Here is a 25,952-nt window from a genome sequence, read left to right on the forward strand (position 1 = left end):
TTGACAATGGATTTCCAGATACAATACCTCACCCCGGATATCAAGCTTTCCAGTTATGATGACAAGCTCTTCAAAACGGAAACAGTTTTTGAATACCATATGCTGGTTTGGTTCATATCAGGAGAAACGAAAATTATTCAAGCAGATAAAACCTATGTTTTCAAAGCTGGAGATATTTTCCTGATTCCAAGAAACCATCTTGCCACGATTATCAATTATCCCAAAGACGGGCTTCCGCATAAAGCGGTAGTCATGCATCTTACCACAGAACGCCTGAAGAATTTTTACAGTTCTGTTGATGAGCAGAGGAAGACCGGAAATCACAAAGCCAGTATTCATCGCTTCAGCAGTCATCCGCTTCTGAGCAGCTGTCTTGCATCGCTCATACCTTATTTTGAAATGGAAGATCCGCTTCCTGAGAATATTGCCCATTTAAAAATCACTGAAGCCATCAGTATTGTAAGGGAAATTGATCCGGAGATAGATTATATACTCGCCGATTTTGATGAGCCGGGAAAAGTAGATCTGATCAGTTTTATGGAAAAAAATTATATGTTCAATATGCCATTGGAAAGGTTCGGATATCTGACAGGAAGGAGTTTATCTACTTTCAACCGGGATTTCAGAAAGATTTTTCAAACAACTCCGCAGCGATGGCTTACTCAAAAACGTCTTGAACTTGCCTATTATCATTTATCAGAAAAGAATAAAAAACCTTCCGATGTTTTTCTGGAAGTAGGTTTTGAAGACCTTTCCCATTTTTCACATGCCTTTAAAAAACAGTATGGCTTTGCGCCATCAATGACACGATAAATAAAATAGGTTGTACTAATCTGTACAACCTTTTATTATTTCAATTAAACTTATAATGTATGACAAGTTAATTTTTCTTTGGAATATCTGTATCTTTTAACTGCTTCTTTTGAGATATCACATGATGATTTAAAGCTTTTCTTTCAGGTTTTGAAGGTGATGATTTTGATCCGGAACCAAGCAGACCAAATAAATCAAGAACCACATCAAATATATCTAAAAAATTCCAGGACATTTCAATCTCCGAGTTTATGAATTATGATCTTCTAATTTATGTATTTTTTTCGTTTCTTCATATATTTTTTCCGACTTTCCATTGTTCTACAGCCTCTATCCTTTTACTTTAAAACCTGTTTTTGTTTTGTTATATGAACCATCCTGACTTAAAGTAGACATATAATATTGCAGAAATAATGAAAATTATTACTGAACAGCTGAAGAATAGTAATTTGAACAATGTTTTAAAGTAATAAAGCTTCAAAACGTGCAACACAAAAAATACTAAAAATGAAATCCCGGCTCCTATTAAAGAAGCCACCACTAGGGTTGGTGTATAGTTTTGTACAGGTAAAGGATCTTTAAAAACAATAAAAAAAGAAAATGCTGCCAATAACAAAGCAACTGCACTTGCTTTCTCTGTGAAGTATTTTGATCTCTTAAATTCTTTCTTTTGAAGTTTATCATCATAATTCAGGCTCTTTCTTTCAGAACTTAAACGTGATGATCCCGAACCGCTCTGAAACAGTCCGGACACACTAAATAGAGTATCTAATAGATCAAAAAAATGTCCCAGCACTTTTTGTTGCTATTTATTTTCTTCCAGTTTATGTACCTTTTTCGTTCCTTCATACATTTCATACTGTAAAAATCTTGTTTCCAGTTTTCCGTTGAAAAGTTTGATCTTTCTTGAAGGACGTAAACCGATTTTCTTCACCGCTTCAAGGTCTGAAGAGATCAGCCATGCTAAGGTATTCGGATAATGGGTTTTAAAGGTATCTCCTATTTTCTTGTAGAAATCATCGTCATTAATGGAAATTCTCTCATCGTATGGCGGATTGAATACCATTAATAAAGGGAACAGATCTTTTTTAGAATCAAAGAAGTTTTGTTTTTTAATCTCAATAACATCTTCCATTTCCGCTGCTTCCACGTTCATTCTTGCCGCATTCAGCATTCTTGCATCGATGTCATATCCAACAATTTTTCCATCAAACTGTCTGATTCTGTTAATTCTGAATTCTTTAATTTTTGCAAACAGGTCTGCATCATAGTTATTCCAGTTCTGGAATCCGAACCTTTTTCTGAAAATCTGAGCCGGAAGATCCATTGCAATCATTGCTGCTTCAATCAATAATGTTCCTGAACCGCACATCGGATCAAGGAAATTACCTTTTCCGTCCCAGCCTGCCAGCTGAAGCATTCCGCTTGCCAATACTTCATTGATAGGCGCTTCTCCCTGCTCTCTTCTATATCCTCTTTTAAACAAAGGATCTCCTGAAGAATCCATAGAAATCATTACCAATTCTCTGTCTATGTGAAGATGGAATTTGATATCCGGATTTCTCGTTTCCACATTCGGGCGTCTTTTGAATTTTTCCTGGAAATAATCCACGATGGCATCCTTCATTTTCAAAGTCACAAACTGAGAATGTTTGAACGTTTCAGAATTGACCGTAGCATCAATAAAGAAAGACTGATCAACATCCATGAAATTATCCCATTCAAATTTGAATAACCTGTCATAGAACTGATGCTGATTAAAAGCCTTGAACTCATGAATGGGCACCAATATTTTCAATGCCGTTCTTGCAGAATAATTGATTTTGTAAAGAAAACCCAGATCTCCTTCACAATTTACCGCTCTGTTTTTAATTTCAACATTTCTTCCGCCCAATTTTTTGATTTCTTCCGCCAGAATCTGCTCCAATCCGAAGAATGTCTTTATCTGTATTTTAATATTTTCTGTATCCATAAGTATGTATTAAAAGATTTAAAGCTTTAAAAACTAAAAGATTAACCACCCAATTTCTTATCCAATTGAATTTTTCAATCTCTTAATGTTGTAAAATACTTTGCTTTTAACCGCACAAATTTAGTTATTTTTGCATTATGGAATGGTTTGAATCTTGGTTTGATACCCCTTATTATCATTTGCTTTATAGCAACAGAGACTATACTGAAGCTGAAAACTTCATTACAAAGCTCACAGCGGATCTTCAGCTTCCGCCTCAGTCGAAAATCATAGATCTTGCCTGCGGAAAGGGAAGACACTCTGTTTTCCTTAACAAATTAGGGTATGATGTTTTGGGACTGGACCTTTCAAGACAAAGTATTGAATCTGACAAACAATATGAAAATCAGACACTGCTTTTTGAAGTTCATGATATGAGAAACCCTATTGATGCAGATCCTATGGATGCTGTATTCAATCTGTTTACCAGTTTTGGGTATTTTGACAATGAAAATGACGATAAGAAAGTATTTCAATCCGTTTACAATGCTTTAAAACCAGGAGGATATTTTGTATTGGACTACCTGAATGAGGAATTTGTAAGAAGTACTTTGGTTCCTGAAACAACGATCACGAGAGGAAATATTGAGTTCAGAATCCTAAAGAAAATCGAAGGAAGACATGTCATCAAAGACATCCGTTTTGAGGCTGACGGTAAGCCGTTTCATTTCTTTGAAAAAGTAAAGCTCCATACTTTGGAAGCCATTCATGCCTATGCTTCTGAATGTGGGTTTGAAAGAATAAAAATCTGGGGAGATTATCAGCTGAATGAATTTAAGAAAGAAAATTCCCCGCGTTGCATCAATTTATTTAAGAAAAAATAATGACAACAGTACTTTTACTGATTTTAAGTGTCGTAACAGGAGTATTCCTTGGAAAACACTTTGGTAAAAAAGAGAAGCTGGCCAAAAATCTATTGATACTGAGTGCCGGTTTTTTGATTACAATCTGTCTCAACGAAGTCTTTCCTCAGGTGTATACCTCTGCAGGAAGCAGCAGCCTTGGGATATTTGTAATTGCAGGAGTTCTTCTCCAGATGATCCTGGAAGCTCTTACCAAAGGTTTTGAACACGGGCACTTCCATCATCATAGCGAACACAATATTCTTCCTGTTGCTTTAATGGTAGGATTATTCATTCATGCTTTTATTGAAGGAATTCCTTTGGCTAACGAGCAGCACGAAATGTCGCCTTACCTTTGGGGAATTGTATTTCACAATCTTCCTATTTCATTTATTCTGGGTGCATTTTTATTTAACAGAAAAGGAGAATCAAAAAGTTCCTCATCTTATCCTTCTATTCTCATTGTAGCTTTATTTGCATTGGCTTCTCCAATGGGAATGTTATTAGGAAATTATTTCAATCCTGACCTTCAGCCTTATTTCCTGGCTATCGTAGGAGGAATTTTCCTTCATATCTCATCGGTGATCATTTTTGAAAGCAATAAAAATCACAATATCGATTGGGTAAAAATCGGGCTGGTTGTTTTAGGAGTTTCACTCGCATTGATGATGCATGTTTTCCATCAACACCCCCCTGCTCATTCTCATTAAACATAAAAAGCTCCGGAATCCGGAGCTTTTTCATTTTAGGTTGTATTAATAATATATATTTTCCACGATATGCCCCGTGGATTTTTACTTATAGCATTTTAGACAAATAAGTTAAAATTTGTTTTTTTAAAAATATTTTACATTAAAAAATAAATAAAAATTAAATATTTACATTTAAAAACACAATAAAACATATTGTTTAACATTTTTTAACAAAATATTAACAACAATACATTGTTTTTCGTACATTAGCCACATTACCATCATCTAAAAAATTGTATGAAAAAACAAAAAAACTTAACAACATCAGTCTGTTTTTTCTTAATGACGGGTTTTATGGCAGCCCAGACCACAAAGAAAACAGATTCTTTAGAAGAAAAAAAAATTGATGACATTGTAATTATTGGCTACAAAGCACAGAAAAAATCCAGTCTTACAGCCGCTGTCTCTGTTATTTCCGACAAAAAACTTCAGGATTCCAATACTCCAAGCGTATCCGGTCTTCTGCAGGGAAAAGCTGCCGGTGTTCAGATTTTGCCAGGTGGAGGTTCTGCTGGCTCAGTAGCCACTGTAAAAATCAGGGGTACTTCCACTATCAATGGTCCCAGTTCTGCCCTTTGGGTGGTGGATGGTGTAGTAATGCCCTATACTCCCAATCTGGATCCCAACCAGATTGAAAGTATCAACATCCTGAAAGATGCTGCTTCTACAGCCTTGTATGGTTCCAGAGCTGCCAATGGTATTGTACAGGTATTTACCAAATCAGGAAATTCAGGAAAAGGAACATTAAGTGCATCTCTTAATAATTCTTTTAATGTGTTTAACAACGGGCGTTTCAAACTGATGAACGGAACACAGCTGTATGATTATTTCACTTCATTAAAAGGAGCCCCTGAAATCCCTGAAGCACTTAGAAATGATGGCTACAACTGGCTGAAGGGTGGTACACAAACAGGAATTGTACAAAATTACACTATTGATTTCAAGGGAGGATCATCAAGCTCCAAAACCTATATTTCAGGAAATTATTATAATGAAACCGGGACAATAAAAGGAGATGAATACAACAGATTCTCATTCAGAATCAATCATGAGCAGACCATAAAACCGTGGCTGATACTGAAATCCAAAATCAGCTTATCATATACTACCGGAAAAGATACTCAGGCTTCGCTTTATCAGATGTACCTTAATATGCCATGGGACAACCCCAGAGATGCCAATGGAAATCTGATCCGGGTGGATGAGGATTACACAGATTGGTATGGAAGGGATAAAAGCAATTATCTGTATGACCTTCAATGGAACTATGGTAAAAGCAATCAGTTGGATCTTATCGGAAATATAGATGCTGAAATCCGACTTACCGATTATCTCAAATTCATCAGTACCAACAATATTACCTATAAAAACTACGATGATATGTACTATACTGATCCCAGATCGATCAGCGGAACAAGTAATAAAGGTGAACTGACAGAAAACTATCAAAAAGATATCAGCAAATTTTTCAACCAGATGCTGAGGTTTGATAAAGATTTCGGAAATCATAATATCAATGCATTAGCTGCGTATGAATATACCGACAGATTCTACAAAGCCTCAAAAGCAGGTGTTTATGGGATAGTACCTGATACAGATATTTTCAACACAGGTGCCACAACAGGTGAAAAACCATCGGGAACCAAATCAGACAGAGCTTATAATGCTTTTCTGTTTAACGTTGAATATGTGTTTAATAAAAAATATAGTATTCAAGGATCGCTAAGGAGCGAATCATCTTCTGCATTCGGCGCCAACAAAAGAAACGGCTTATTCTATGCATACAGTGCAGGATGGAATATTCATAAAGAAAACTTTTTCAAGATAAAACCTGTTAATGAATGGAAATTACGGGCGAGCAGGGGTCTTGTGGGAAATACACCCAGTCCTAATTATGGATGGCAGGACTTATATGCGTTGACACAAAAATATAACGGACAAATAGGAGCAACATGGTATCAGCTAGGGAATCCGGAATTAACATGGGAGTCCATCTATCAGAATAATATCGGTTCAGATATCAGGGCATTTAACAACAGGCTGACTTTAAATATTGATTATTTTAACAATAAAACGAAAAACTTGCTGATGCTTGTTTCTCTGCCATCACTAACAGGGGTTGACAGACAGTACCTGAATATTGGTGATGTCAAAAACAAAGGCTGGGAATTCAATGTAAATTATTCTATTATCCGCTCAAAAGATATCAGCTGGGATCTGGGATTCAATATCAGTACTTATAAAAACAGTGTACTTTCGACCCGAAATAACGGCACACAGGTATTAGGTAATTACCATGTAGCCATACCGGGATATGACGTTAACTCTTTCTATATGAGAAAGTGGCTGGGAGTAAATCCGGACAATGGCGAAGGACAATGGGAAGTAATCAACCCGGACGGAAGCAGAAGTGCAACTTCAAAGTATAACCTGGCTACCGTACAGGTAGTAGGAACAGCCACGCCGGATTATTACGGTTCTGTAAGCACTAATCTCAATATCAAAAATTTCTATCTTGCTGCAAATCTTTATTTCTCACAGGGTGGGCAAGTCTATAATAGGTACAGGGAATTATATGATTCAGACGGCGCCTATCCTTATTACAACCAGATGGTTTTAGAAAACGGATGGACAAGATGGGAAAAGCCGGGAGATATCGCAACCCATCCGGCTGCTGTATACAACAATAATTCATTAACCAATAAGCCCTCGTCACGTTATCTTGAGGATGTCAGCTTTGTCAAATTAAGATCCTTGAGAATAGGATATAATTTACCAACATCTCTAACAGAAAAGATGAAAATAAAATCAGCGAATATTTATATTATGGGTGAAAATTTATTTACTATCACCAAATTTTCCGGGGTAGACCCAGAAGTTGGTAATGCAGACAACCAAAGTGTCTATTCTGGCAATGCCGGAGCTATCTACCCTATTCCAAGAAGATTTTCATTAGGCTTAAACTTTTCTTTTTAAAAAAATAATTATGAAAAAAATACTTATTCCCATTCTCATACTGTCATTAACGGCATGTAATATAGACCGTTCACCGTATGATTCAAAGGAGTCTGATGTGGTCCTGGCAGATGCAACAGGACTAAAAACCATAACGCTAGGAAATTACGCATTGCTTAAAGGGGATGCCGAAGGTGGGGGGTTTTACAACAACCTGTACAGAATCAGTGAATATGGCGGCGATAATGTTGATATCAGCGGAACGACCAGCGATTCATTCTTTTATTATTATAATTATAAAAGCATTAAAAACAACTACCGAACCAATATCATCTGGAACTCAGGATATAAAGCTATCATCGGTTGCAACAGATTGATCTCAAAGATTGCTGAAGGAAAAGACACAGAAACAGATCAGCTGATCGGCGAAAATTATTTCCTGAGAGCTTATGTATACTTTTCTATGGTCAACGTTTTTGGAAGACCGTATAATCAGGGAACAGGTAATCCCGGAGTCCCCTTAAAACTATCTGACGATGTCAACGATTTGCCCGCCAGAGCCACTGTAGGAGAAGTATACAATCAGGTGGTAAGCGATCTTATGAAAGCAGAAAAACTGATGACCCTGGATAAAAACAATATATATGCATCCAAAGAAGCAGCGCAGGCTTTACTTTCCAGAGTCTACTTGTACATGGAAAACAATGATAAAGCGATAGAATATGCAGATAAAGTCATCAATTCCGGAAAATATACACTCCTGCCCAAAGCAGAGCTGTCAGCTTATGCCACCAAAACTCCGGAAACCAATACAGAAACCATTTTTGCATTTAAATATAATAAAGATGGAGACTATAGTGATGGCTGGTCTACTATAGGCTCCATGTATGCTACCATACAGAATGTAGGCTGGGGTGAAATGTATGCATCTTCCACTTACCTGGATCTCATCAATCAGAATCCCCAGGATGTAAGGCTGAAGTTTATTTCTCCAAAATACAGCAGCCCGGTAGTTCCCGTAGCCTATTGGGTGCAAAAAGGAACCAGCTCATCCGGGGCCGCAACCTACAGCTATCAGTTCCAAAAAACCTTCCAGCAGAATGGAAATACTTATTTTACCATGAATAATATCAATTATCAGGTACTATCTGAAGCAGCCCCCAATAAAACAAACTATTATTTTGTTAACGCAAACGGCGGGAAAACTTACGTCTACCTTGATAATGATATGGATAAAAGAAACGGATATCCTAAATTTTATGTTTTAAAATGTTCATTACAGGAAGGGGTTCCTCAGTTATGGTCGCCGGTTATTATAAGACTGGCAGAACTATACCTGAACAGAGCTGAAGCCTATGCAAAAAAAGGAAATACTACCTCAGCACTCGCAGACATAAACATTATCAGAACAAGAGCAGGAATACCTGTATATAATTCAGTCCCTGCAGGGCAGACTATTCTGGACATTGTTCTACAGGAGAGAAGGTTGGAAATGGCTTTTGAAGGACATAGAAGATACGATGTCTTCAGAAACAAACTGGATCTCGACAGACAATATCCCGGAACTCATTTAAGTGGAAATAATGCTTTTTATACAGTACCTTATACCCATAACAGAGTGGTAGAATATATTCCCGAGCAGCAGATCCAGATCCAGCCAAATTTGGTGCAGAATCCGGATTAAGAATGATACGGAAATCAACAGCAATCAAAAATTTAAAATCAACAAAAAAGAGGCTGTCCTGAATATGGGCAGCCTCTCTTTATATATTCTGATATTCTAACTTAGAATTTCCATCCTACTGTAAGGAAGAAATTATTCCTGTTGTTTTTCACCTCACTTGCCGCATACGCATCACTTTCAAAGATGTTATTAGCAGAATAATAAGATGAATCAGAATTTCCATCCATATATCCTCTCATGAAAGGATTAGTATACTTAGATGAGATATTCTGATAAGATGCATCTACATAGAATGATTTGAAGTCATACCCGATACCAAAAGAAAGGGTATTTCTGTCACTTAGCATCATATTGCTGTACGATTGATCTCCTACAGTACCTGCATCATTAAATCTGCTGATCGTAAGGGCATCAAAAGGAGTTGACTGGTAGGCGTAACCTCCTCTCAATCTGAACTGCTGTAGTCTGTACTCCGCTCCCACTCTTACTTCAGAAAGATTCTTGTAATTTTCTTTGAAGAAGTCATTCAAAGCTCTTTCCGCACCTCCATATACCTTATAATCAGGTTTTGTAAGTCCAAGGGTATAATCTACGTTCAATGAGAAATTTTTACTCGCTACAAAAGCAGCACTCACTGTTGCTTTAAGCGGTGAAGTGAACTTTCTGTTTTCAGCTCCCATATCATCTCCATACACAGGATCGTTATAGAAATAATAATTTCTGTCTATTGTCCAGAATGTAGGCGTTTCAAGAGATGCTCCCAATCTGAAATTTGGACTTAGCTTACCGATTACCCCTAATGAAGCAGAAAAACCTGATGATCTTTCTGAATAAGGAGTATCCTGCTTACTGAATCCTTCTGTGGAATTATTGGTCAGATTTCGGTAAAACAAACTATCATACTGATCCAATGAAGCATTGAAAAAATTGAAACCTGCTCCTAAATATAAATTATGATTATAGTTGGCACCTACCCCAAAACTCATCTTTGACAGGTTACCGTATCTTTCATACATATGTCCTGCCAATGCCGCGTCTTTGGTAATATCATCCTTATCAAAAGCATAAACGATATTATTATTACCCGGCGTCTGGATTACATTATCCAGCGTCTGGTTAGAAAAATTAATACCAATATTGATGAATTTCCAGCCGGTTTCTGTCATCAAAGGAAAAGCAATAATCCCTCCGGCATTCCCCAGATCTCCTTTGGTTTTGCTGTAGTCTATTGAAGATCCCGCCAGCGAACTCGTGTTTTTATTTCCTAAAATAGATAAAGTTCCTGAAACCTCTCCTGAAATAGCCACTCCTAAACCTGCAGGGTTGGTAAGCAAAGAATTTGCATCACCTCCCAGTGCACCATTAGCACCAGCCATCGCATTAAACTTAGCTGATCCCACCATAGGAGTACTTGAATAAACCTCTACCGTATTTCTTATGACAGAAACATCCTGAGCCTGTGCATAAAATGCAGCAGAAATACTCATTAATACTAAAGATTTTTTTAACATTATTTTTAAATAGTTTATTAATTTGAATATTATCTGAAGCCTCCTCTGCCTCCACCGCCGGATCTCATTCCGCCGCCTCCTGAAGAACCGCCTCTGAAGCCTCCACCTCCGGAGTTGAAGCCACCACTCGATCTGAAACCTCCTGAATCATTAGATCTGAAGCCTCCGTTATTATTGTTATATCTTGGTTGTGGTTGCTGATAATTGTAATTAGGTCTTGTTTGTGGTGCCGAGTTACGGAATCCACCATTAGACTGTGTATTTCTGAAACCTCCGGAGTTACCGTTTCTGAATCCGCCATTACTGTTACTGTCTCTGAAACCACCATTGTTATTGGTATTTCTGAAACCACCATTCGTATTTCTGAAACCTGAATTGTTGGTATTCGTTCTATAAACTGCGTTGGCTACCCCTGTATTCTGGAATCCGCCTCCGCTGACACCACTTCTTCTGTAAACAGGTCTGTTGTAGTAGCCACCACCCCAGTAACCTCCACCGTATCCCCAATATGGGTTACCGTAGTATCCGCCCCAGAATGGATCATAGTATCCGCCATAGCCGTATCCCCAGTATGGACTTCCCCATCCGAAAGAGCCTCCCCAGCCCCATCCGAATGATCCGCCCCAACCCCAGGACATACTTGCACCCCAGCCCCAGCCGCGGTTCCAGCCCCAGCCCCAATATGGGCTGTAACCACCATACCATCCCCACGGAGATCCCCATCCCCATGAGTTGTCATAGTAGTTCGTTTGTGAACCTGCATAAAGTCCCCAATCTGAGTCTGTAGCATTGGAATTCCAGTCTGGATTGGTATTGCTCCAGTCATTATATCTGTTTTGCTGCTCTCGGGAATTCGTCTGTGCATTCTGAATTACATTGGAATCCTGATAGTAGTCATAATATTCTCCTACTCTGTTTCCGCTATCATTGATGATAACTCCTTCAGGTAGCGTATCCTTATTGGGGTCGTAATACACCCCATCTGTCTCGCTATACCCTCCCATCTGAGCACCACAAGACACAAGTAATAATCCGCCCGATACAGCCAATATCCCTTTGGATCTTAGCAGACCAAGCAAATTTTTATGTATATTTCTTTTCATGATAACGTAAAAATTTTTAATTTAAATTATATTTGCAATCTGTACCAAAAATGTACCAAAATACTGGTAAAAAAATCTATCAAAAATAGATTTTTATTTTTAGATAACAATAATGTACAAAAGTTAAAAAAATTAAAAAAAATAATGGCAAAATTAACCTCAAGAAGCGAAGATTACAGCAAATGGTATAATGAGCTGGTTGTAAAAGCTGATTTAGCTGAAAACTCAGGCGTGCGTGGATGTATGGTGATCAAACCGTATGGCTATGCGATCTGGGAAAAAATGCGTGATGAAATGGATAAAAAGTTCAAAGAAACAGGTCACGTTAACGCATACTTCCCGCTTTTTGTGCCCAAGAGTTTGTTTGAGGCTGAGGAAAAAAATGCAGAAGGTTTTGCAAAAGAATGTGCTGTTGTTACCCACTACAGGTTAAAAACCGATCCGGACAATCCATCCAAACTGATTGTAGATCCGGATGCAAAACTGGAAGAAGAACTTATTGTTCGTCCTACTTCAGAAGCAATTATCTGGAATACCTATAAAAACTGGATTCAGTCTTACAGAGACTTGCCGATATTAATCAACCAATGGGCGAATGTTGTTCGTTGGGAAATGAGAACCCGTCTTTTCTTAAGAACCGCAGAGTTCTTATGGCAGGAAGGGCACACCGCTCACGCTACAAAAGATGAAGCTGTGGAAGAAGCAGAAAAAATGAACAAAGTATATGCTGATTTTGCAGAAAACTTTATGGCTATTCCAGTTATTCAGGGGTTGAAAACACCTTCTGAAAGATTTGCAGGAGCCGATGAGACTTATTGTATTGAAGCATTGATGCAGGACGGAAAGGCTTTACAGGCTGGAACCTCTCACTTCTTAGGACAGAATTTCGCAAAAGCATTTGATGTAAAATTCACCAACAAAGAAGGAAAAATTGAACATGCATGGGCTACCTCATGGGGAACTTCTACCCGTCTGATGGGAGCATTAATCATGACCCACTCTGATGATTTCGGATTGGTACTGCCTCCTACCCTTGCTCCAATCCAGGTCGTGATTGTTCCTATCTTTAAAGGAGAAGAGCAGCTGGAGCAGATCAGTGAAGTGGCTTTGGATATTCAGGCTAAACTGAGAGCAAAAGGAATTTCTGTGAAGTTTGATAATGACACCCAGAACAAGCCAGGATGGAAATTTGCAGAATATGAATTGAAAGGAGTTCCTGTAAGAATTGCTATGGGACCTAGAGACCTTGAAAATAAATCTGTGGAAATCGCAAGAAGAGATAACCTGACTAAAGAAGTTCGTTCTATTGAAGGACTTGATTCTTATATCGAAGATCTGTTGAAAACGATTCAGCAGGACATTTATAACAAAGCATTTGAATTCAGAAAAAATAATATCACGAAAGTGGATACTTATGAAGAATTCAAAAAAGTTCTGGAAGAAAAAGGTGGATTCATCTATGCACATTGGGATGGGACAGCTGAAGAAGAGGAACAGATCAAAGATGAAACGAAGGCAACCATCAGATGCATTCCTTTGGATGATGACGTAGAAGAAGGAATTTCTTTGATTTCAGGAAAACCATCTAAGAGACGTGTATTATTTGCAAAAGCTTATTAAAAATTTTAATGATTTAGAAAAAAATCATTAATTTTTAAAGAAATATTCAAAAAAAAGTGACATTTGGACGGATTTTTGTTTAAATTTATCTCAACATTAATCAAAAAAATTTATTATTATGTCTTTAAATGTCATTGATTTAATTAAAGGACAATTAGGTCCCGCATTGGTTTCACAGGCTGCATCGCAGTTTGGAGAAAGTGAATCCGGTATTTCTAAAGCAATTGGCGGATTATTACCTGCTGTAGTAGGTGGATTAGCCAATAATGCAGATAAGCCTGGCGTTGTGGATGCAATTACACAAGCCTCTTCAAGTGGAATTTTAGGAAATTTATTAGGAGGTTCGTCCAGCAGTCCTGTTATTTCAAACTTGTTGTCTTCCATTTTTGGAGATAAAGTAGGTGCATTAGTGAATTCCATTGCCAGTTTTTCAGGTGTCAGCAATACCTCTGCAGGTTCTTTGTTAAACCTGGTGACTGGAGCTACCGTAGGCACTATTGGAAAATATGCAGCAGACAATAATCTGGGTGCTTCAGGTATTTCCAGCTTACTGCATGATCAGAAAGGCATTGTTTCTTCTTTACTGCCAGCAGGTCTTTCTTTGGCATCCTTTGGATTAGGAGCTGAGAATTGGTTTGGACAGGCTAAAGAAACGGTTTCTTCAGTAACGTCTACTGCTAAAGATAACATCGCAGAAGGTGTTGCTACAGCAAGAGAAAATGTTTCAGAAGGAGCAAGAGAAGTAAGAGAACGATTTGAAAATAATAACAACAATAATCAAGGCGGAGGTTCAATCTGGAAATGGTTGCTTCCGCTTTTATTATTGATAGCTGCTGCTTATTTCTTATGGAAACAGTGTGAGAAAAAGCAGACGACTACCACTACTACCACAACATCTGACTCAGCAGCAACCAGTACAGCAACAACAGATACTGCTGCTACAACGGGAACAGCAACACCTGCTCCGGCAACAGCTAAAACAGATGAAGACATTGATCTTAACGGAGTGATGTTAAAAGGTTATAAAGGAGGAATGGAAGATCAGATGATTACATTCCTGAAATCCGGAAACTACAAAAATGCCGCTGATGATGCAGCATTGAAAGATAAGTGGTACGATTTCGATCACGTAAATTTCAAAATGGGAAGTGCAACTGAGCTTGAGGCAGGTTCACAAGGACAATTGGATAACCTGGTGGCTATCCTTAAGGCTTTCCCAGATGCAAAAATCAAAATCGGAGGTTATACGGATAAAACCGGAAACGAAGCCAACAATGTAAAACTATCAAAAGCCAGAGCTGAATATATCAAGGCTGCTTTAGTAAAAGCAGGAGTTGGTGCTCAGGTTTTAGAAGCTGAAGGCTATGGAAGTAAATTTGCTAAAGTTGATGCTACAGCTTCTGATGCTGAAAGAGCTGCAGACAGAAAAATGGCTGTAAGATTTGCTAAATAATCTTTAGATTCAATAAAAATTAGATCCCGGAAAGCAAATTTCCGGGATTTTTTTATGCGATGATTTTTCTGTTTACATTTATTTAATTAAATTTGTTAGTCATTTCTAACATTTATGAACTTCAATATAAAGAGCGCCTGGCGAAAAGATAAAACAAACCATTCCCTATCAGAGGTTTATTCATCAATCAAAGTCCCTAAAAATGCAACTTTCTGGAGAAAGTATCTTGCATTTGCAGGACCAGGACTGATGATTGCCGTAGGTTATATGGATCCGGGAAACTGGGCAACAGATATTGCAGGAGGAGCCCAGTTTGGATATACCCTTCTTTCAGTGATTCTTATTTCAAACATTTTTGCAATGGTTTTACAGCACTTGTCTGTAAAACTTGGGGTAGTTGCAGAAAGAGATCTTGCCCAGGCCTGCAGAGACCACTTCAGTCCTACCACGAATTTTATTCTTTGGGTGTTCTGCGAAATCGCCATTGCGGCCTGTGATCTTGCCGAGGTTATCGGTTCTGCTATTGCGTTAAATTTGCTATTTCATATCCCACTGACCTGGGGAATTGTTATTACAACAGTAGATGTATTAATCATCCTTTTACTTCAGGCAAAAGGCTTCCGATGGATCGAAAGTATTGTAGGAGGACTTATTTTCATTATTTTGGCGTGTTTCGTATATGAAATCATTATTTCAAAACCTGCTTTCAATGAGATTCTGGGAGGTTTGGTTCCACAAAAGGAAATCATTCAGAATCCTGCCATGCTTTATATAGCAATCGGGATTTTAGGAGCTACCGTAATGCCACACAATCTGTATCTGCACAGCAGTATTGTACAGACCAGAGATTATACCCGTGATACCGAAGGAAAAAAAGAAGCCATAAAGTTTGCCACCATAGACAGTACCGTTTCATTAATGTTGGCATTTTTCATCAATGCAGCAATTCTTATTCTTGCTGCTGCTACATTCCATACTACAGGTAATGAACATGTGGCGGATATTCATGATGCCTATAAAATGTTAACCCCTATTCTGGGAGCTTCTATGGCCAGTATTGCATTTGCCATTGCTTTATTAGCATCCGGACAAAATTCAACATTAACTGGAACTCTTGCCGGACAGATCGTCATGGAAGGCTTCCTGAATATCAGATTAAAACCATGGCTGAGACGATTGATCACCAGACTTATTGCTGTAATTCCGGCACTTATTGTTGCCATTCTTTACGGAGAACAGGGAACAACTGAATTATTGGTTTTAAGCCAGGTAATTCTTTCCATGCAGCTTAGTTTTGCAGTTGTTCCATTGGTGATGTTTACCAATGACAAAGCTAAAATGGGAGAATTTGTCAATAAACCATTCCTGAAAGTCTGTGTATGGATTATTTCCATTATTATTATTGTTTTAAACCTTTATCTGTTATATCAGACATTTACAGGAGAATAAAGGTACAATGACCGTTTTTAAATTGACTGTTGGGCATTGTTAAAGTGAATAGTCAATAGTCAATTTTTGCTGCGCAAAGTCAATTATTAATCATACCCCTACAACCAATTCACAAGCAAAGCGGATTGACATCTTCACCATTGATAAGTGAATAGTCAATGGTCAATTTTTGCTGCGCAAAGTCAATTATTAATCATACCCCTACAACCAATTTACAAGCAAAGCGGATTGACATCTTTACCATTGATAAATGAATAGTCAATAGTCAATTTTTGCTTCGCAAAGTCAATTATTAATCTTACCCTACAACAAATTCACACGCGAAGCGCATTGATGTATTCACGATTCACCATTACTTCTTTTTCTGCCTTAATGTCCAGATTTCAGATTTGGCAGACTCTTTGTCAAACAATCAGTAAATAAATATTGAATTATGGAAAACCAGGATATTAACGAAGAAAGCATCAATAATCAGGAAGAAAACAATGTTCAGAATGACGCAACATCACAGGACAATGTGACAGCTGCACCTTCTCCGGAGGAACTTTTGGCAGAAGAGAAAGACCGTTACATCAGACTGTATGCTGAATTCGAAAATTATAAAAAAAGAACAAGCAAGGAGAAGATGGAATTCTTCCAGTATGCCAACCAGGAGATGATGGTTTCAATGTTAGGAGTTTTGGATGATTTTGAAAGAGCTTTAAAAGAAATCGCTAAAAACGGAAATCCGGCTGATCTTCAGGGTGTGGAGCTTATCTATCAGAAATTCAAGAATAAACTTACCGAAAAAGGTTTACAAACAATGGAAGTAAAGGCTGGTGACAGCTTTAATGTTGATTTCCATGAAGCGATTACCCAGATCCCTGCTCCATCGGAAGATTTGAAAGGAAAAATCGTAGACGTTATTGAAACAGGGTACACTTTAAATGATAAAGTAATCCGTTTTGCAAAAGTAGTAACAGGAAATTAAAATTCATAAATGATAAATGATGAGTGATAATTGAATGTTTCACTTATTAGCTTTAGAATATCTTTTATCATTTATCAACAATCAATTATAAAATTGTCATGTCAAAAAGAGATTATTACGAGGTTCTTGAGATCAGCAAATCTGCATCAGCCGACGAAATAAAAAAAGCATACCGTAAAATGGCCATCAAATTCCACCCGGATAAAAATCCGGGAGATAAAGAGGCTGAGGAAAAATTTAAAGAAGCTGCTGAGGCTTATGAAGTTCTGAGCGATGATCAGAAACGTGCCAGATACGACCAGTTCGGACATGCCGGAATGGGTGGAAATGGCGGTTTCGGAGGCGGAGGCTTCGGAGGCGGAATGAATATGGAGGATATTTTCAGTCAGTTTGGAGATATTTTCGGTGGCGGTTTCGGAGGATTCGGCGGTGGCGGTGGAGGCCGTCAGCAGGTGAAAGGTTCTAATTTAAGAATCAGAATCAAGCTGAACCTTGAGGAAATGGTAAACGGTACTCAGAAAACCATCAAAGTAAAGAAAATGAAGATGGCGGAAGGTGCCACTTCAAAAACATGTCCTACCTGTAACGGTTCCGGTGTTCAGTTAAAAGTGATGAACACGATGTTCGGTCAGATGCAGACTCAAACTACCTGCGGTACATGTCAGGGAATTGGAAAAGTTGCTGACAAAATTCCTGCAGGGGCGAATGCACAGGGTCTTATTAAAGATGAAGAGGAAATTACCATCAACATTCCGGCAGGGGCAAGAGACGGTATCCAGCTTAATGTAAGAGGAAAAGGAAATGATGCCCCATTTGGAGGTGTTCCGGGAGACTTATTGGTGATTATTGAAGAGGAAGTAGATCAAACGATCAAAAGAGAAGGTGATAATCTTCACCAGGAATTATATGTTTCATTTGCTGAAGCTGCTTTAGGAACCAAGAAAGAAATTCCTACCGTTGGCGGAAAAGTGAAAATTACCGTTGATCCGGGAACTCAGTCCGGAAAAATCTTAAGATTGGCAGGAAAAGGACTTCCGAGCATCGACAGCTATGGTAAAGGAGATATGTTCATCCACATCAATGTATGGACACCGCAAAAGCTCACCAAAGAGCAGAAGGAATTCTTTGAAAAGCAGATGTCCAGCGGAGAAATGGTTGCAGAACCATCCGGAAAGGAAAAAACTTTTTTTGATAAAGTAAAAGATTTATTCAATTAATATAAAAAAGAGACTTGTAAAAAGTCTCTTTTTTGCTTTGAAGAAGGCTCCGCTTTTGTGGCAATGAAAAGAGCAAACAGTGACTATTTTGTTACTGAAAAAGCTTTATCAATAAACCTATGCTTATAGGAAATCAACCTACGTTGTTTCAACTTTTTGATATTCCTTTTAGTGGCAATGGCTTCGACAGGCTCAGCCTGACAATGTTTAAAATTTTGATTGATATTTGGGTTATCAACCTGAGCCTGTCGAAGGGTTATCAATAAGAAAACCTTATGATTAATCTCGAGTATTAATTGAGGCCCATCAACTTTAATTCATTTAACTAAAAGATATTGAATGAACCTAAAAAAAGTCCTGTACTCTCTTGAATACAGGACTTTTTGATTATTTAATTTTAATTCTGTTTTATTTTTTTGTCGCCAGAGAATAGATTCCTTTTCCTAAAGTGAAAACCAATACTGCAGCAATTCCCCCTACAAGACCGAAAGTAAACTCTTTCAGCATAGAAGGCCACGTTGGAAGCAGCTCATGTAAATAATGAATATTATGAGCAAAAATTCCTCCTGAAACCAGAATCAAAGCAATCGTTCCTACAACTCCTAAAAGTTTGATGATAACTGGTAAAGCCTTTACCAATAAATGACCAAGCTTGGAGAAGAATCCTTTGTCATGACTCTTTTTAATCAAACTGAAACCTGCATCATCCATTCTTACGATCAATGCAACAATTCCATATACTCCTACTGTTGCAATAAATGACACAAAAGTTACCGTTAAAATCTGTGTAAGAAGCGGATGTTCCTGCTGGATAACCGTTCCCAATGCAATAATTACAATTTCAATAGAAAGGATAAAATCTGTTCTGATCGCTGAGTTTATTTTTGCTTTTTCAGAAACTTCAGAGTTTTCTTCTTCGTCACTTTCTTCGATGACTTCGTGCCCTTTTTTGGAACGGTGGAACAGGAATTCTATAATTTTCTCTACTCCTTCAAAGGCAAGATATATTCCCCCTAAAATAAGAATCATTTCAATAGCCGGTTTGTACAGCCAGTTGAGAAGAAAGGCAATAGGAAGAATGATCAGTTTATTGATAAATGATCCTTTGGTAATAGCCCACAGAACCGGAAGTTCTCTGGAGGAAAGAAAGCCGGTGGCTTTTTCTGCATTTACAGCCAGGTCGTCCCCTAAAATTCCTGCTGTCTTTTGTGTAGCAATCTTACTGGTAACTGCTACATCATCCATCAATGCAGCAATATCATCCAAAATAGCAAAAAAGCCTGATGCCATATTTTAATAATTTTTTAATCTTTGTTAAGTCCAGCAAAAATAATTATTTAATTCCGTTTTTGGATTCATAATATGACAATAATTTTCAAAATTATGAGAATCATTAAGCAGTCCTTCACTTTCAATATTTTATATCTTTGTTTAAAACCTATTCAATGGATAAAAACTGGGAAGACCAATTACAAAGTTTATGGCTACAACTGGGAACGATAAGCAATGAAGCATTTATTCAGCACATTAAAAATCATGTAGAGTTACTTACAGATAACAATTCCCAGGCTATTGCCGATTTTGAAAGAGCCTGCGCTTTTGATTCCACCGGACATGAAAAGGAAGCAGAACCATTGTACAGATCGGCATTAGATCACGGATTAACCGGCCTACGAAGAAGAAGAGCAAGAATCCAGCTGGCAAGTACCTTAAGAAATAATGGAAAAACAGAGGAAAGCATTCATATTTTAAGGGAAGAAAAAGCCCATTATTCTGATGAGCTAAATGATGCAGTAGATTCCTTTTTAGCGCTGTCTCTTTCTTCGGCCGGGAAATATGAGGAAGCATTATCATTAACTTTAAAGGCACTTTCCCGCCATCTGCCAAGATACAACCGGTCTGTTTACAATTATGCCAAGGGCCTGCATAATGAATTGTAATAATATTTTTTTATTTTTACTTTATGAAAAAGCTCATTCTCCGGTATCATTTTTTCGCTATGGGATGTGTTGGCTTCGTGCTGCAGTCCTGTAATACGAAATTCAGGGTTTGGGTAGGTCCCGGAGGCCAGCAGAAGATTTACAATCTGAAATATGGTGAGCATAAAAGACAGAAAATGGATGTCTTTCTTCCCAAAAACTATGCTGAAGATACTCCTGTAGTACTTATCGTTCATGGCGGCGCCTGGACTTTGGGAAAAAAAGAGCATATGATCCAGGTTCAGAAGATGCTTTTTGAAAACAGGATTCCAAGCATCAATATGAATTACAGGCTGGTTTCTCCAAAGGAAAAAATCACTTACAAACAACAGCTTGAAGATATTGCCCTTGCCATTGAAAAATTCAATTCCCTGGCGGAAAAAGCAGAGCTTCAGCCCAATAATTACATTCTTTTGGGAGAAAGTGCCGGCGGACATCTCGCCTTACTTTACGGATATCAGCATCCTGAACAGATCAAAAAAATCATCTCTTTAAGCGGCCCAACAGATTTTTACAGCTCAGAATATCTTAAATCGTTTTATTCAAAATATACTTCTCCTACTTTTCAAAAAGTAGTAGGAACTAAGTTTGACCGGAAAAATATGTCTGAAGCCTTCAAAGAAGCCAGTCCTATTGCTAATATTACCAATGTTCCTACATTGTTGTTTCAGGGAAACAATGATGTACTGGTCAACCAGCATCAGGGAATCGCCATGGATTCAGCGCTTACCCAAATGAATATTCCGCATAAATTCATCTTTATGAAAGGAGCCGGGCATGCACCCAGATTTTTCAGTAAGAGAAAAAGAGACAGCATTATCTATCCTAATATTCTGGAATGGATTAAAAAGTAAAGATGTCTAACAGAATTTTTCTGATTATTAAACGCAAAGGATAATAATTACAGCACATCATTGTAAGAAAGCAAAGAAGTCATGACTTTGTCACTGATGAAGCTCACAAATATATCCATACGCTTAGAAAGAATCAATTTCATGATTCCTACCTTTGCTCTCTCAAAATAATACTCAATACAAATTAATCTTTGCGTTTAAAAAATTTATTGATAAGCAATAAAAAAGCCATCTCATGATTGAGACGGCTCTATATTTTTGATTGAATTCTTTATCTATTCAAAGTCCTGATCTTCATATTTGGAAAGATCTTCTTTTTTCCCGAAAACAAATTTGATAATTACCGGAAGTGTTGTTACCAATACGATTACAATAATGATATATTCCAGTTTCTCTTTCAGGTTAAAAGTAAAGATGTCTAACAGATTTTTTTTAATTATTAAACGCAAAGGATAATAATTACAATACATCATTGTAAGAAAGCAAAGAAGTCGTGACTTTGTCACTGATGAAGCTTACGAATATATATCCATACGCTTAGAAAGAATCAATTTCATTGATTCCTACCTTTGCTCTCTCAAAATAATACTCAATGCAAATTAATCTTTGCGTTTAAAAAATTTATTGATAAGCAATAAAAAAGCCATCTCATGATTGAGACGGCTCTATATTTTTGATTGAATTCTTTATCTATTCAAAGTCCTGATCTTCATATTTGGAAATCAGATAGATTTTGAAGAAAGTAGGGTAAAAATCAAAGACGTTCACCCTACGCAAGCTAACTCAAGGTCGCTTTTATAAATATAAATGTATAAAAAATATTTGGAAGTTAACACAGAATCTAAAGCCTTTTGTATTTTTCTTTTTATATCGTATTAAAGCCCAATTCTATTGATAACCTTATTGTATTTTATTTCTTTATAATAAGAGTCTAGTTTCCTTCGGAAAGACAAAGTGAGCGCTTAGATTATCCACACAGTTTGTCATTCCGCAGGAATCTCGACAACGATTAAACATCAAAACCTTTACAATTTCTCAACAAAAAGCTATGAAAAGTTTTCCATAGCTTATTCCTGATAATTGATGAGTTAATAGTCTATTTGCTCTTTATCAATATAGTTTTTCAGTTCTTCAAAATCTGTCCACAGATAAGAAGAACTATATTGACAAATATAAATACCATCTTCCTCAAAGATAATACTAATATTAGGAAGCTTTCCGGTTTTTTCTTGATATCTGAAATCCCAAAATATTTTAATAAATTCTGAATATCAATATATTATATTTTCAGTGTAAAGTAAAAAATTGTTGGGGTCAAATACAATAATCTTTTATATAGTTTATTTCTTTAAGCTTCCTTATTAATACACTTTTCCAAAAATTACTACCATAAAATTCTGAAGTTTCCAGATCATTTCTTTCTAATTCCTCAATTGCATATTTTTCTCCATATTGATCATAAAGGGCTTTTATTCTTAATATATACTGTACTCCTTTTTTATTATATCTCTCTATTAATTTTAAAGAAACTATATGATTCTCTATTAAGCTACCATTGTATTTTGTTTTGATATTAAAATTCAAAATAGGAGTTTTGATATTAAAAGTAATATCTAATGATAAATATTGTTCTAGAGGAATAATATCGTAAGTCATATGTAAATAATCGATAGTAGTTCCAGGAATTTTATCTCCTTTTATTTTGTTACATTTACCACAGATTGGAATTAAGTTTTTAAATAGTATTGAATATTCTGGAAAATGTTCTTTTGGAAGATAATGATCTATTTCTTCGTATTCTCCAATCCCACAATATAGACATCGTGAATCATGCTTTGCATCAAGATTATCAATAATCGATCTTATTACTTCTTTAGCCGTCCTAGTTTGAGAACCGTATAATGATTGTAATGTTTTTTTTTCAACAGAGCTATATGTACTCGGCTTAATTCTTTTGTTATTTTCTATAACTGAGAAATTGCTATAAGATTTAAGAATTACAGATTTAAGAATATTCAAATCATCTTTATATGGTTTATTCTTTTCACTGATTATTAATATTAAATCATCATTTTCAATTCTTGATATTTGTTTAAAATTTATCATTTAATATGTTCTCTAAATTAAACTTAACTCCTGGAGATTGCATTTCGGAGAGCTCAAGTATCATTTCTGTTTTTGAATCATCTTCAATATTAGAACTTTCGTTTAGCTGCTCAGTAGAAACAATTTTTTTTATTTTTTCTATATAAAAAAGATTGTTTTCACTAAAACCAAAAATTTCCTCTGTTAATCTTGAAAAATGCTGACCAAATGTTTCAATATTTAAATTTGATATATTTCGAATACCATTTGTTGATGTAATTTTAAAAACATTTTGCCGAGGAATATTTTGTATAAAGATTGGTGAATGTGTAGATATTATAGAAAATGAATCAAATTTTGTTAGTATATAATCTAAGCATTTAAATAATGTATTTTGTCCGTTTGGATGTAAGTGATTTTCAGGTTCATCAAATAGTAATAAAGAATTCTCTGTAATAGTAGCAATAATTTGTGTAAATGATAATGTCATAATTTTTTGACCAGAGCTTAGTTCTTTGAATGATTTTATAATATCATTATTGTTAAAATAATTATTTCTTTGATTTAAAAATAAAATATCAATACAATCGTTCCAAAATGATATTCTGTCTAGCTTCAATATTTTTTTATAACTTTTTTCAAATAAACTATTTATTTCCATTTGATTCAAAAGATCATTTTTACCTCGAATTCCACAATAAGAGTAACTAAAGGTTCTCTCAGATAAGCTAGGTCTATAAAAATCATCAAAAGTACTATAAGAAATAGCAATAATTTTACTAAATGCAGGTCTCGGAGAAAGTCTAGCGTTTGACTTTTTAACTCCACTTAAAATAATCGCTAAATTTGCCATTAGCGTAGTTTTCCCCACTCCATTTCTTCCTATTATTCCAATATTTCTGTATATACCGCTTAATTCCCTAGAAAATAATAGCCTAAATTGACCAAAAGGAGTATGACTATTTTCGTTTTCGATATAATGAAATGTAAAATTACTTTTATCTGACTCATTATTTAATATTTTGTATCCTTCTAAATATGCTTTTTCAGCATCACTAAATCTTCGTAATGAACTTACTACTCCACTTAGTTCTCCAAAGCTACTTCTTAATATTTCGTTATAAGTTAAATCATTTAATCTAGTTAATAATTCTTTACCAAAATCTAAATGGTTAATTACTTTATAAGCTTCTATTTCTTGCCATAATGAACAGTATTCATCTTCCAAAGTAGTAAACTTTTCTTTTAACTTTGTGGTTTTTGTACCTCTTTGATAAATCTTTATTTCACCAATGTATACTCTAATTTTTTCTTTATCATATATAGCGGCTTTAAATGTCGTTTCAAAACCATAATCATCCCAATTATCTTTTTCCAAAATCACACAAGGATATTTTATTCCGTTGGGTTTAGACGGTATTTTTTTTCGACGAATTGTTGTATTATCGCAATAAAAGTTCATTTAGAATTATAGCTAGTGATTATATTGGGTTAATGATTCATTATAATGATAACTATCAAATATAGAAAATATCATTATAGATAATTCCCGTATTTTTACGGAAATTTCATCAAATATAAACTACATGATTCTTAAAACCTTACGGTTTCCCATAACCCAAAAACTTCCAACTCCAAAACATTCTATTTAGAACCTCCCCAACCCCTCCAGAACTCTAAAACAACAGCAAAACACCCCTCCCAAGTCCTCCGTTCATTACAAACAAGTATGTTTGAAACTTGCCAAGCTCTTGGAAAGTCTCCTGCAAGTTGGGGGAAACCTCCCAAGACCTTGGGAGGTTTGTTGCAATCATGTTTGTAACAAAACAACTTTTTTCTATATTTGAGTGTTAATTTATTAATCCCAAAAACACAAAAAAATGAAAATTGCCCTCACACAGCTGAGCACTAAAGATCTTGCGACTTTAGCTCAGAGAATTCTTTCTAATGCCCAATCCGGAAAATACGCTGTTATTGACAATCATCCTCTTGTAGGCGCTTTGGCGTCTTCCTATACGGAATATGACAAGGTCTATACAAAGCAGGTCTACAGCGGAAAAGGGAAGGACGTAGCCACTGCCGATCACGAAAGAGATACCGCCTATGCCAATCTGAAATCTTTCCTGAACGGATATCGTAAGCTGCCTTCTGCTGCCAACTATCAGCTGGCAGAGGATCTTTACGGAGTATTCAAAACTTTTGGACTGAACATGGACAGGCTCAGTTACTCTTCACAAACCGCTCAGATGAAGAAGCTTATAGAAGCATTAGAAACGACAGAAAACAAACAGAAGATCACGCTTCTTTCTCTGGATGCAGCCTTTGCAGAGATGAAAGCTAAGCAGGATGCTTTTGAGGTAGTGTTTGCAGAGCAGGCAGGAGCTAATGCCGATCTTCGTCAAATGACGAGTGCGAGTGCTATCCGTAAAGATCTGGAGAAAACATTGAAATCATATCTTAATCTTCTCACGGTGATGAAAGAGGTATCAGGCTGGGAATTGCTGTACAGTGATACCAATGAGTTGGTGAAAGCTGCAAAAAACTCTACATCAGAGAAGAAAGAGAGTGGTGAAACTCCACAGAAATAGGCGAGCTGATTTTTTGTTGGAGAACAGCAAGGGCATAAAGTTTTTATCTTGATGTGTTTTGTAAGA

The 25,952-nt window shown here is 36.5% G+C and carries 21 protein-coding genes; 13 read left to right on the top strand and 8 right to left on the bottom strand.

From position 1 onward, the window contains the following. Positions 1 to 6: 6 nt before the first annotated feature. Positions 7 to 813: an AraC family transcriptional regulator gene (locus tag JNG87_RS11350; protein ID WP_202838536.1), complete on the top strand. Its 807-nt coding sequence runs from the start codon at positions 7 to 9 to the stop codon at positions 811 to 813. A gap of 67 nt (positions 814 to 880) precedes the next feature. Here the strand turns inward: JNG87_RS11350 and JNG87_RS11355 are convergent, their stop codons facing one another. After that, positions 881 to 1,048: a hypothetical protein gene (locus tag JNG87_RS11355; protein WP_202838537.1), complete on the bottom strand. Its 168-nt coding sequence runs from the start codon at positions 1,046 to 1,048 to the stop codon at positions 881 to 883. A 570-nt stretch (positions 1,049 to 1,618) separates the two neighbouring features. Next, entirely contained in the window at positions 1,619 to 2,785 is a 1,167-nt protein-coding gene (locus JNG87_RS11360) for a class I SAM-dependent RNA methyltransferase (protein WP_202838538.1), read from the bottom strand. Between the two features lie 137 nt (positions 2,786 to 2,922). On the opposite strand from JNG87_RS11360, the gene JNG87_RS11365 reads away from it, so the two are divergent. The 4 genes from JNG87_RS11365 (at position 2,923) to JNG87_RS11380 (ending at position 9,057) form a co-directional block, all read left to right on the top strand. After that, positions 2,923 to 3,648 (top strand): class I SAM-dependent DNA methyltransferase, encoded by a 726-nt coding sequence (locus JNG87_RS11365; RefSeq protein ID WP_202838539.1) that lies wholly within the window; start codon positions 2,923 to 2,925, stop codon positions 3,646 to 3,648. Then, entirely contained in the window at positions 3,648 to 4,376 is a 729-nt protein-coding gene (locus JNG87_RS11370) for a ZIP family metal transporter (protein WP_202838540.1), read from the top strand. The genes JNG87_RS11365 and JNG87_RS11370 overlap by 1 nt, the downstream gene beginning before the upstream one ends. A 279-nt stretch (positions 4,377 to 4,655) precedes the next feature. Next, a complete protein-coding gene (locus JNG87_RS11375; RefSeq protein ID WP_202838542.1) occupies positions 4,656 to 7,394 on the top strand; it encodes a SusC/RagA family TonB-linked outer membrane protein in 2,739 nt (912 codons plus the stop codon). 10 nt (positions 7,395 to 7,404) lie between these two features. Then, on the top strand, positions 7,405 to 9,057 hold the full coding sequence (locus JNG87_RS11380) for a RagB/SusD family nutrient uptake outer membrane protein (RefSeq protein ID WP_202838544.1): 1,653 nt from the start codon (positions 7,405 to 7,407) through the stop codon (positions 9,055 to 9,057). Between the two features lie 101 nt (positions 9,058 to 9,158). On the opposite strand, the gene JNG87_RS11385 is transcribed toward JNG87_RS11380, so the two are convergent. Beyond that, a complete protein-coding gene (locus JNG87_RS11385; protein ID WP_238349568.1) occupies positions 9,159 to 10,544 on the bottom strand; it encodes an OmpP1/FadL family transporter in 1,386 nt (461 codons plus the stop codon). 53 nt (positions 10,545 to 10,597) lie between these two features. Then, on the bottom strand, positions 10,598 to 11,671 hold the full coding sequence (locus JNG87_RS11390) for a prolyl-tRNA synthetase (protein ID WP_202838546.1): 1,074 nt from the start codon (positions 11,669 to 11,671) through the stop codon (positions 10,598 to 10,600). A 144-nt stretch (positions 11,672 to 11,815) separates the two neighbouring features. Between JNG87_RS11390 and proS the strand changes: the two genes are divergently transcribed. The 5 genes from proS to dnaJ all read left to right on the top strand — a co-directional run bounded on the left by proS (position 11,816) and on the right by dnaJ (position 18,380). Further along, on the top strand, positions 11,816 to 13,291 hold the full coding sequence (gene proS, locus JNG87_RS11395) for a proline--tRNA ligase (RefSeq protein WP_110009327.1): 1,476 nt from the start codon (positions 11,816 to 11,818) through the stop codon (positions 13,289 to 13,291). Between the two features lie 118 nt (positions 13,292 to 13,409). Then, on the top strand, positions 13,410 to 14,744 hold the full coding sequence (locus tag JNG87_RS11400) for an OmpA family protein (RefSeq protein WP_202838548.1): 1,335 nt from the start codon (positions 13,410 to 13,412) through the stop codon (positions 14,742 to 14,744). A gap of 114 nt (positions 14,745 to 14,858) precedes the next feature. Next, positions 14,859 to 16,193, top strand: coding sequence for an Nramp family divalent metal transporter (locus JNG87_RS11405; RefSeq protein ID WP_202838549.1), 1,335 nt, complete (start codon positions 14,859 to 14,861; stop codon positions 16,191 to 16,193). A gap of 430 nt (positions 16,194 to 16,623) precedes the next feature. Beyond that, complete coding sequence (locus tag JNG87_RS11410) at positions 16,624 to 17,163, top strand: nucleotide exchange factor GrpE (protein ID WP_395974916.1); 540 nt, start codon at positions 16,624 to 16,626, stop codon at positions 17,161 to 17,163. A gap of 98 nt (positions 17,164 to 17,261) precedes the next feature. Next, complete coding sequence (gene dnaJ / locus JNG87_RS11415) at positions 17,262 to 18,380, top strand: molecular chaperone DnaJ (RefSeq protein ID WP_202838550.1); 1,119 nt, start codon at positions 17,262 to 17,264, stop codon at positions 18,378 to 18,380. A gap of 408 nt (positions 18,381 to 18,788) precedes the next feature. Here dnaJ and JNG87_RS11420 read toward each other — a convergent pair whose 3' ends face one another. Next, positions 18,789 to 19,670: a DUF808 family protein gene (locus JNG87_RS11420; RefSeq protein ID WP_202838552.1), complete on the bottom strand. Its 882-nt coding sequence runs from the start codon at positions 19,668 to 19,670 to the stop codon at positions 18,789 to 18,791. Positions 19,671 to 19,825: 155 nt separating this feature from the next. On the opposite strand from JNG87_RS11420, the gene JNG87_RS11425 reads away from it, so the two are divergent. Both JNG87_RS11425 and JNG87_RS11430 read left to right on the top strand, forming a co-directional pair. Next, positions 19,826 to 20,320, top strand: a complete 495-nt coding sequence (locus JNG87_RS11425) for a tetratricopeptide repeat protein (RefSeq protein ID WP_202838553.1) — start codon at positions 19,826 to 19,828, stop codon at positions 20,318 to 20,320. A gap of 23 nt (positions 20,321 to 20,343) precedes the next feature. Then, complete coding sequence (locus tag JNG87_RS11430) at positions 20,344 to 21,213, top strand: alpha/beta hydrolase (protein ID WP_202838555.1); 870 nt, start codon at positions 20,344 to 20,346, stop codon at positions 21,211 to 21,213. A 275-nt stretch (positions 21,214 to 21,488) separates the two neighbouring features. Here the strand turns inward: JNG87_RS11430 and JNG87_RS11435 are convergent, their stop codons facing one another. The 3 genes from JNG87_RS11435 to JNG87_RS11445 all read right to left on the bottom strand — a co-directional run bounded on the left by JNG87_RS11435 (position 21,489) and on the right by JNG87_RS11445 (position 24,676). Next, complete coding sequence (locus JNG87_RS11435) at positions 21,489 to 21,662, bottom strand: hypothetical protein (RefSeq protein WP_238349569.1); 174 nt, start codon at positions 21,660 to 21,662, stop codon at positions 21,489 to 21,491. Positions 21,663 to 22,527: 865 nt separating this feature from the next. Next, positions 22,528 to 23,319, bottom strand: a complete 792-nt coding sequence (locus JNG87_RS11440; protein WP_202838557.1) for an HNH endonuclease — start codon at positions 23,317 to 23,319, stop codon at positions 22,528 to 22,530. Next, positions 23,306 to 24,676, bottom strand: coding sequence for an AAA family ATPase (locus tag JNG87_RS11445; protein ID WP_202838558.1), 1,371 nt, complete (start codon positions 24,674 to 24,676; stop codon positions 23,306 to 23,308). Before JNG87_RS11445 ends, JNG87_RS11440 begins: the two co-directional genes overlap by 14 nt. A 502-nt stretch (positions 24,677 to 25,178) precedes the next feature. Here JNG87_RS11445 and JNG87_RS11450 point away from each other — a divergent pair. Continuing rightward, positions 25,179 to 25,886: a DUF6261 family protein gene (locus tag JNG87_RS11450; RefSeq protein WP_202838560.1), complete on the top strand. Its 708-nt coding sequence runs from the start codon at positions 25,179 to 25,181 to the stop codon at positions 25,884 to 25,886. Positions 25,887 to 25,952: the final 66 nt, after the last annotated feature.

Origin of the sequence: Chryseobacterium cucumeris, assembly GCF_016775705.1 — a bacterium.
Classification (GTDB): Bacteria; Bacteroidota; Bacteroidia; order Flavobacteriales; family Weeksellaceae; genus Chryseobacterium; species Chryseobacterium cupriresistens.

What these genes read in the sequence shown, in the direction of transcription:
- JNG87_RS11390 (WP_202838546.1), bottom strand. Translation starts at nt 11,671, where the DNA reads ATGAAAAGAAATATACATAAAAATTTGCTTGGTCTGCTAAGATCCAAA.
- JNG87_RS11370 (WP_202838540.1), top strand. Translation starts at nt 3,648, where the DNA reads ATGACAACAGTACTTTTACTGATTTTAAGTGTCGTAACAGGAGTATTC.
- JNG87_RS11430 (WP_202838555.1), top strand. Translation starts at nt 20,344, where the DNA reads ATGAAAAAGCTCATTCTCCGGTATCATTTTTTCGCTATGGGATGTGTT.
- JNG87_RS11365 (WP_202838539.1), top strand. Translation starts at nt 2,923, where the DNA reads ATGGAATGGTTTGAATCTTGGTTTGATACCCCTTATTATCATTTGCTT.
- JNG87_RS11420 (WP_202838552.1), bottom strand. Translation starts at nt 19,670, where the DNA reads ATGGCATCAGGCTTTTTTGCTATTTTGGATGATATTGCTGCATTGATG.
- JNG87_RS11385 (WP_238349568.1), bottom strand. Translation starts at nt 10,544, where the DNA reads ATGAGTATTTCTGCTGCATTTTATGCACAGGCTCAGGATGTTTCTGTC.
- JNG87_RS11440 (WP_202838557.1), bottom strand. Translation starts at nt 23,319, where the DNA reads ATGATAAATTTTAAACAAATATCAAGAATTGAAAATGATGATTTAATA.
- JNG87_RS11350 (WP_202838536.1), top strand. Translation starts at nt 7, where the DNA reads ATGGATTTCCAGATACAATACCTCACCCCGGATATCAAGCTTTCCAGT.
- dnaJ (WP_202838550.1), top strand. Translation starts at nt 17,262, where the DNA reads ATGTCAAAAAGAGATTATTACGAGGTTCTTGAGATCAGCAAATCTGCA.
- JNG87_RS11400 (WP_202838548.1), top strand. Translation starts at nt 13,410, where the DNA reads ATGTCTTTAAATGTCATTGATTTAATTAAAGGACAATTAGGTCCCGCA.
- JNG87_RS11405 (WP_202838549.1), top strand. Translation starts at nt 14,859, where the DNA reads ATGAACTTCAATATAAAGAGCGCCTGGCGAAAAGATAAAACAAACCAT.
- JNG87_RS11380 (WP_202838544.1), top strand. Translation starts at nt 7,405, where the DNA reads ATGAAAAAAATACTTATTCCCATTCTCATACTGTCATTAACGGCATGT.
- JNG87_RS11355 (WP_202838537.1), bottom strand. Translation starts at nt 1,048, where the DNA reads ATGTCCTGGAATTTTTTAGATATATTTGATGTGGTTCTTGATTTATTT.
- JNG87_RS11450 (WP_202838560.1), top strand. Translation starts at nt 25,179, where the DNA reads ATGAAAATTGCCCTCACACAGCTGAGCACTAAAGATCTTGCGACTTTA.
- proS (WP_110009327.1), top strand. Translation starts at nt 11,816, where the DNA reads ATGGCAAAATTAACCTCAAGAAGCGAAGATTACAGCAAATGGTATAAT.
- JNG87_RS11425 (WP_202838553.1), top strand. Translation starts at nt 19,826, where the DNA reads ATGGATAAAAACTGGGAAGACCAATTACAAAGTTTATGGCTACAACTG.
- JNG87_RS11360 (WP_202838538.1), bottom strand. Translation starts at nt 2,785, where the DNA reads ATGGATACAGAAAATATTAAAATACAGATAAAGACATTCTTCGGATTG.
- JNG87_RS11375 (WP_202838542.1), top strand. Translation starts at nt 4,656, where the DNA reads ATGAAAAAACAAAAAAACTTAACAACATCAGTCTGTTTTTTCTTAATG.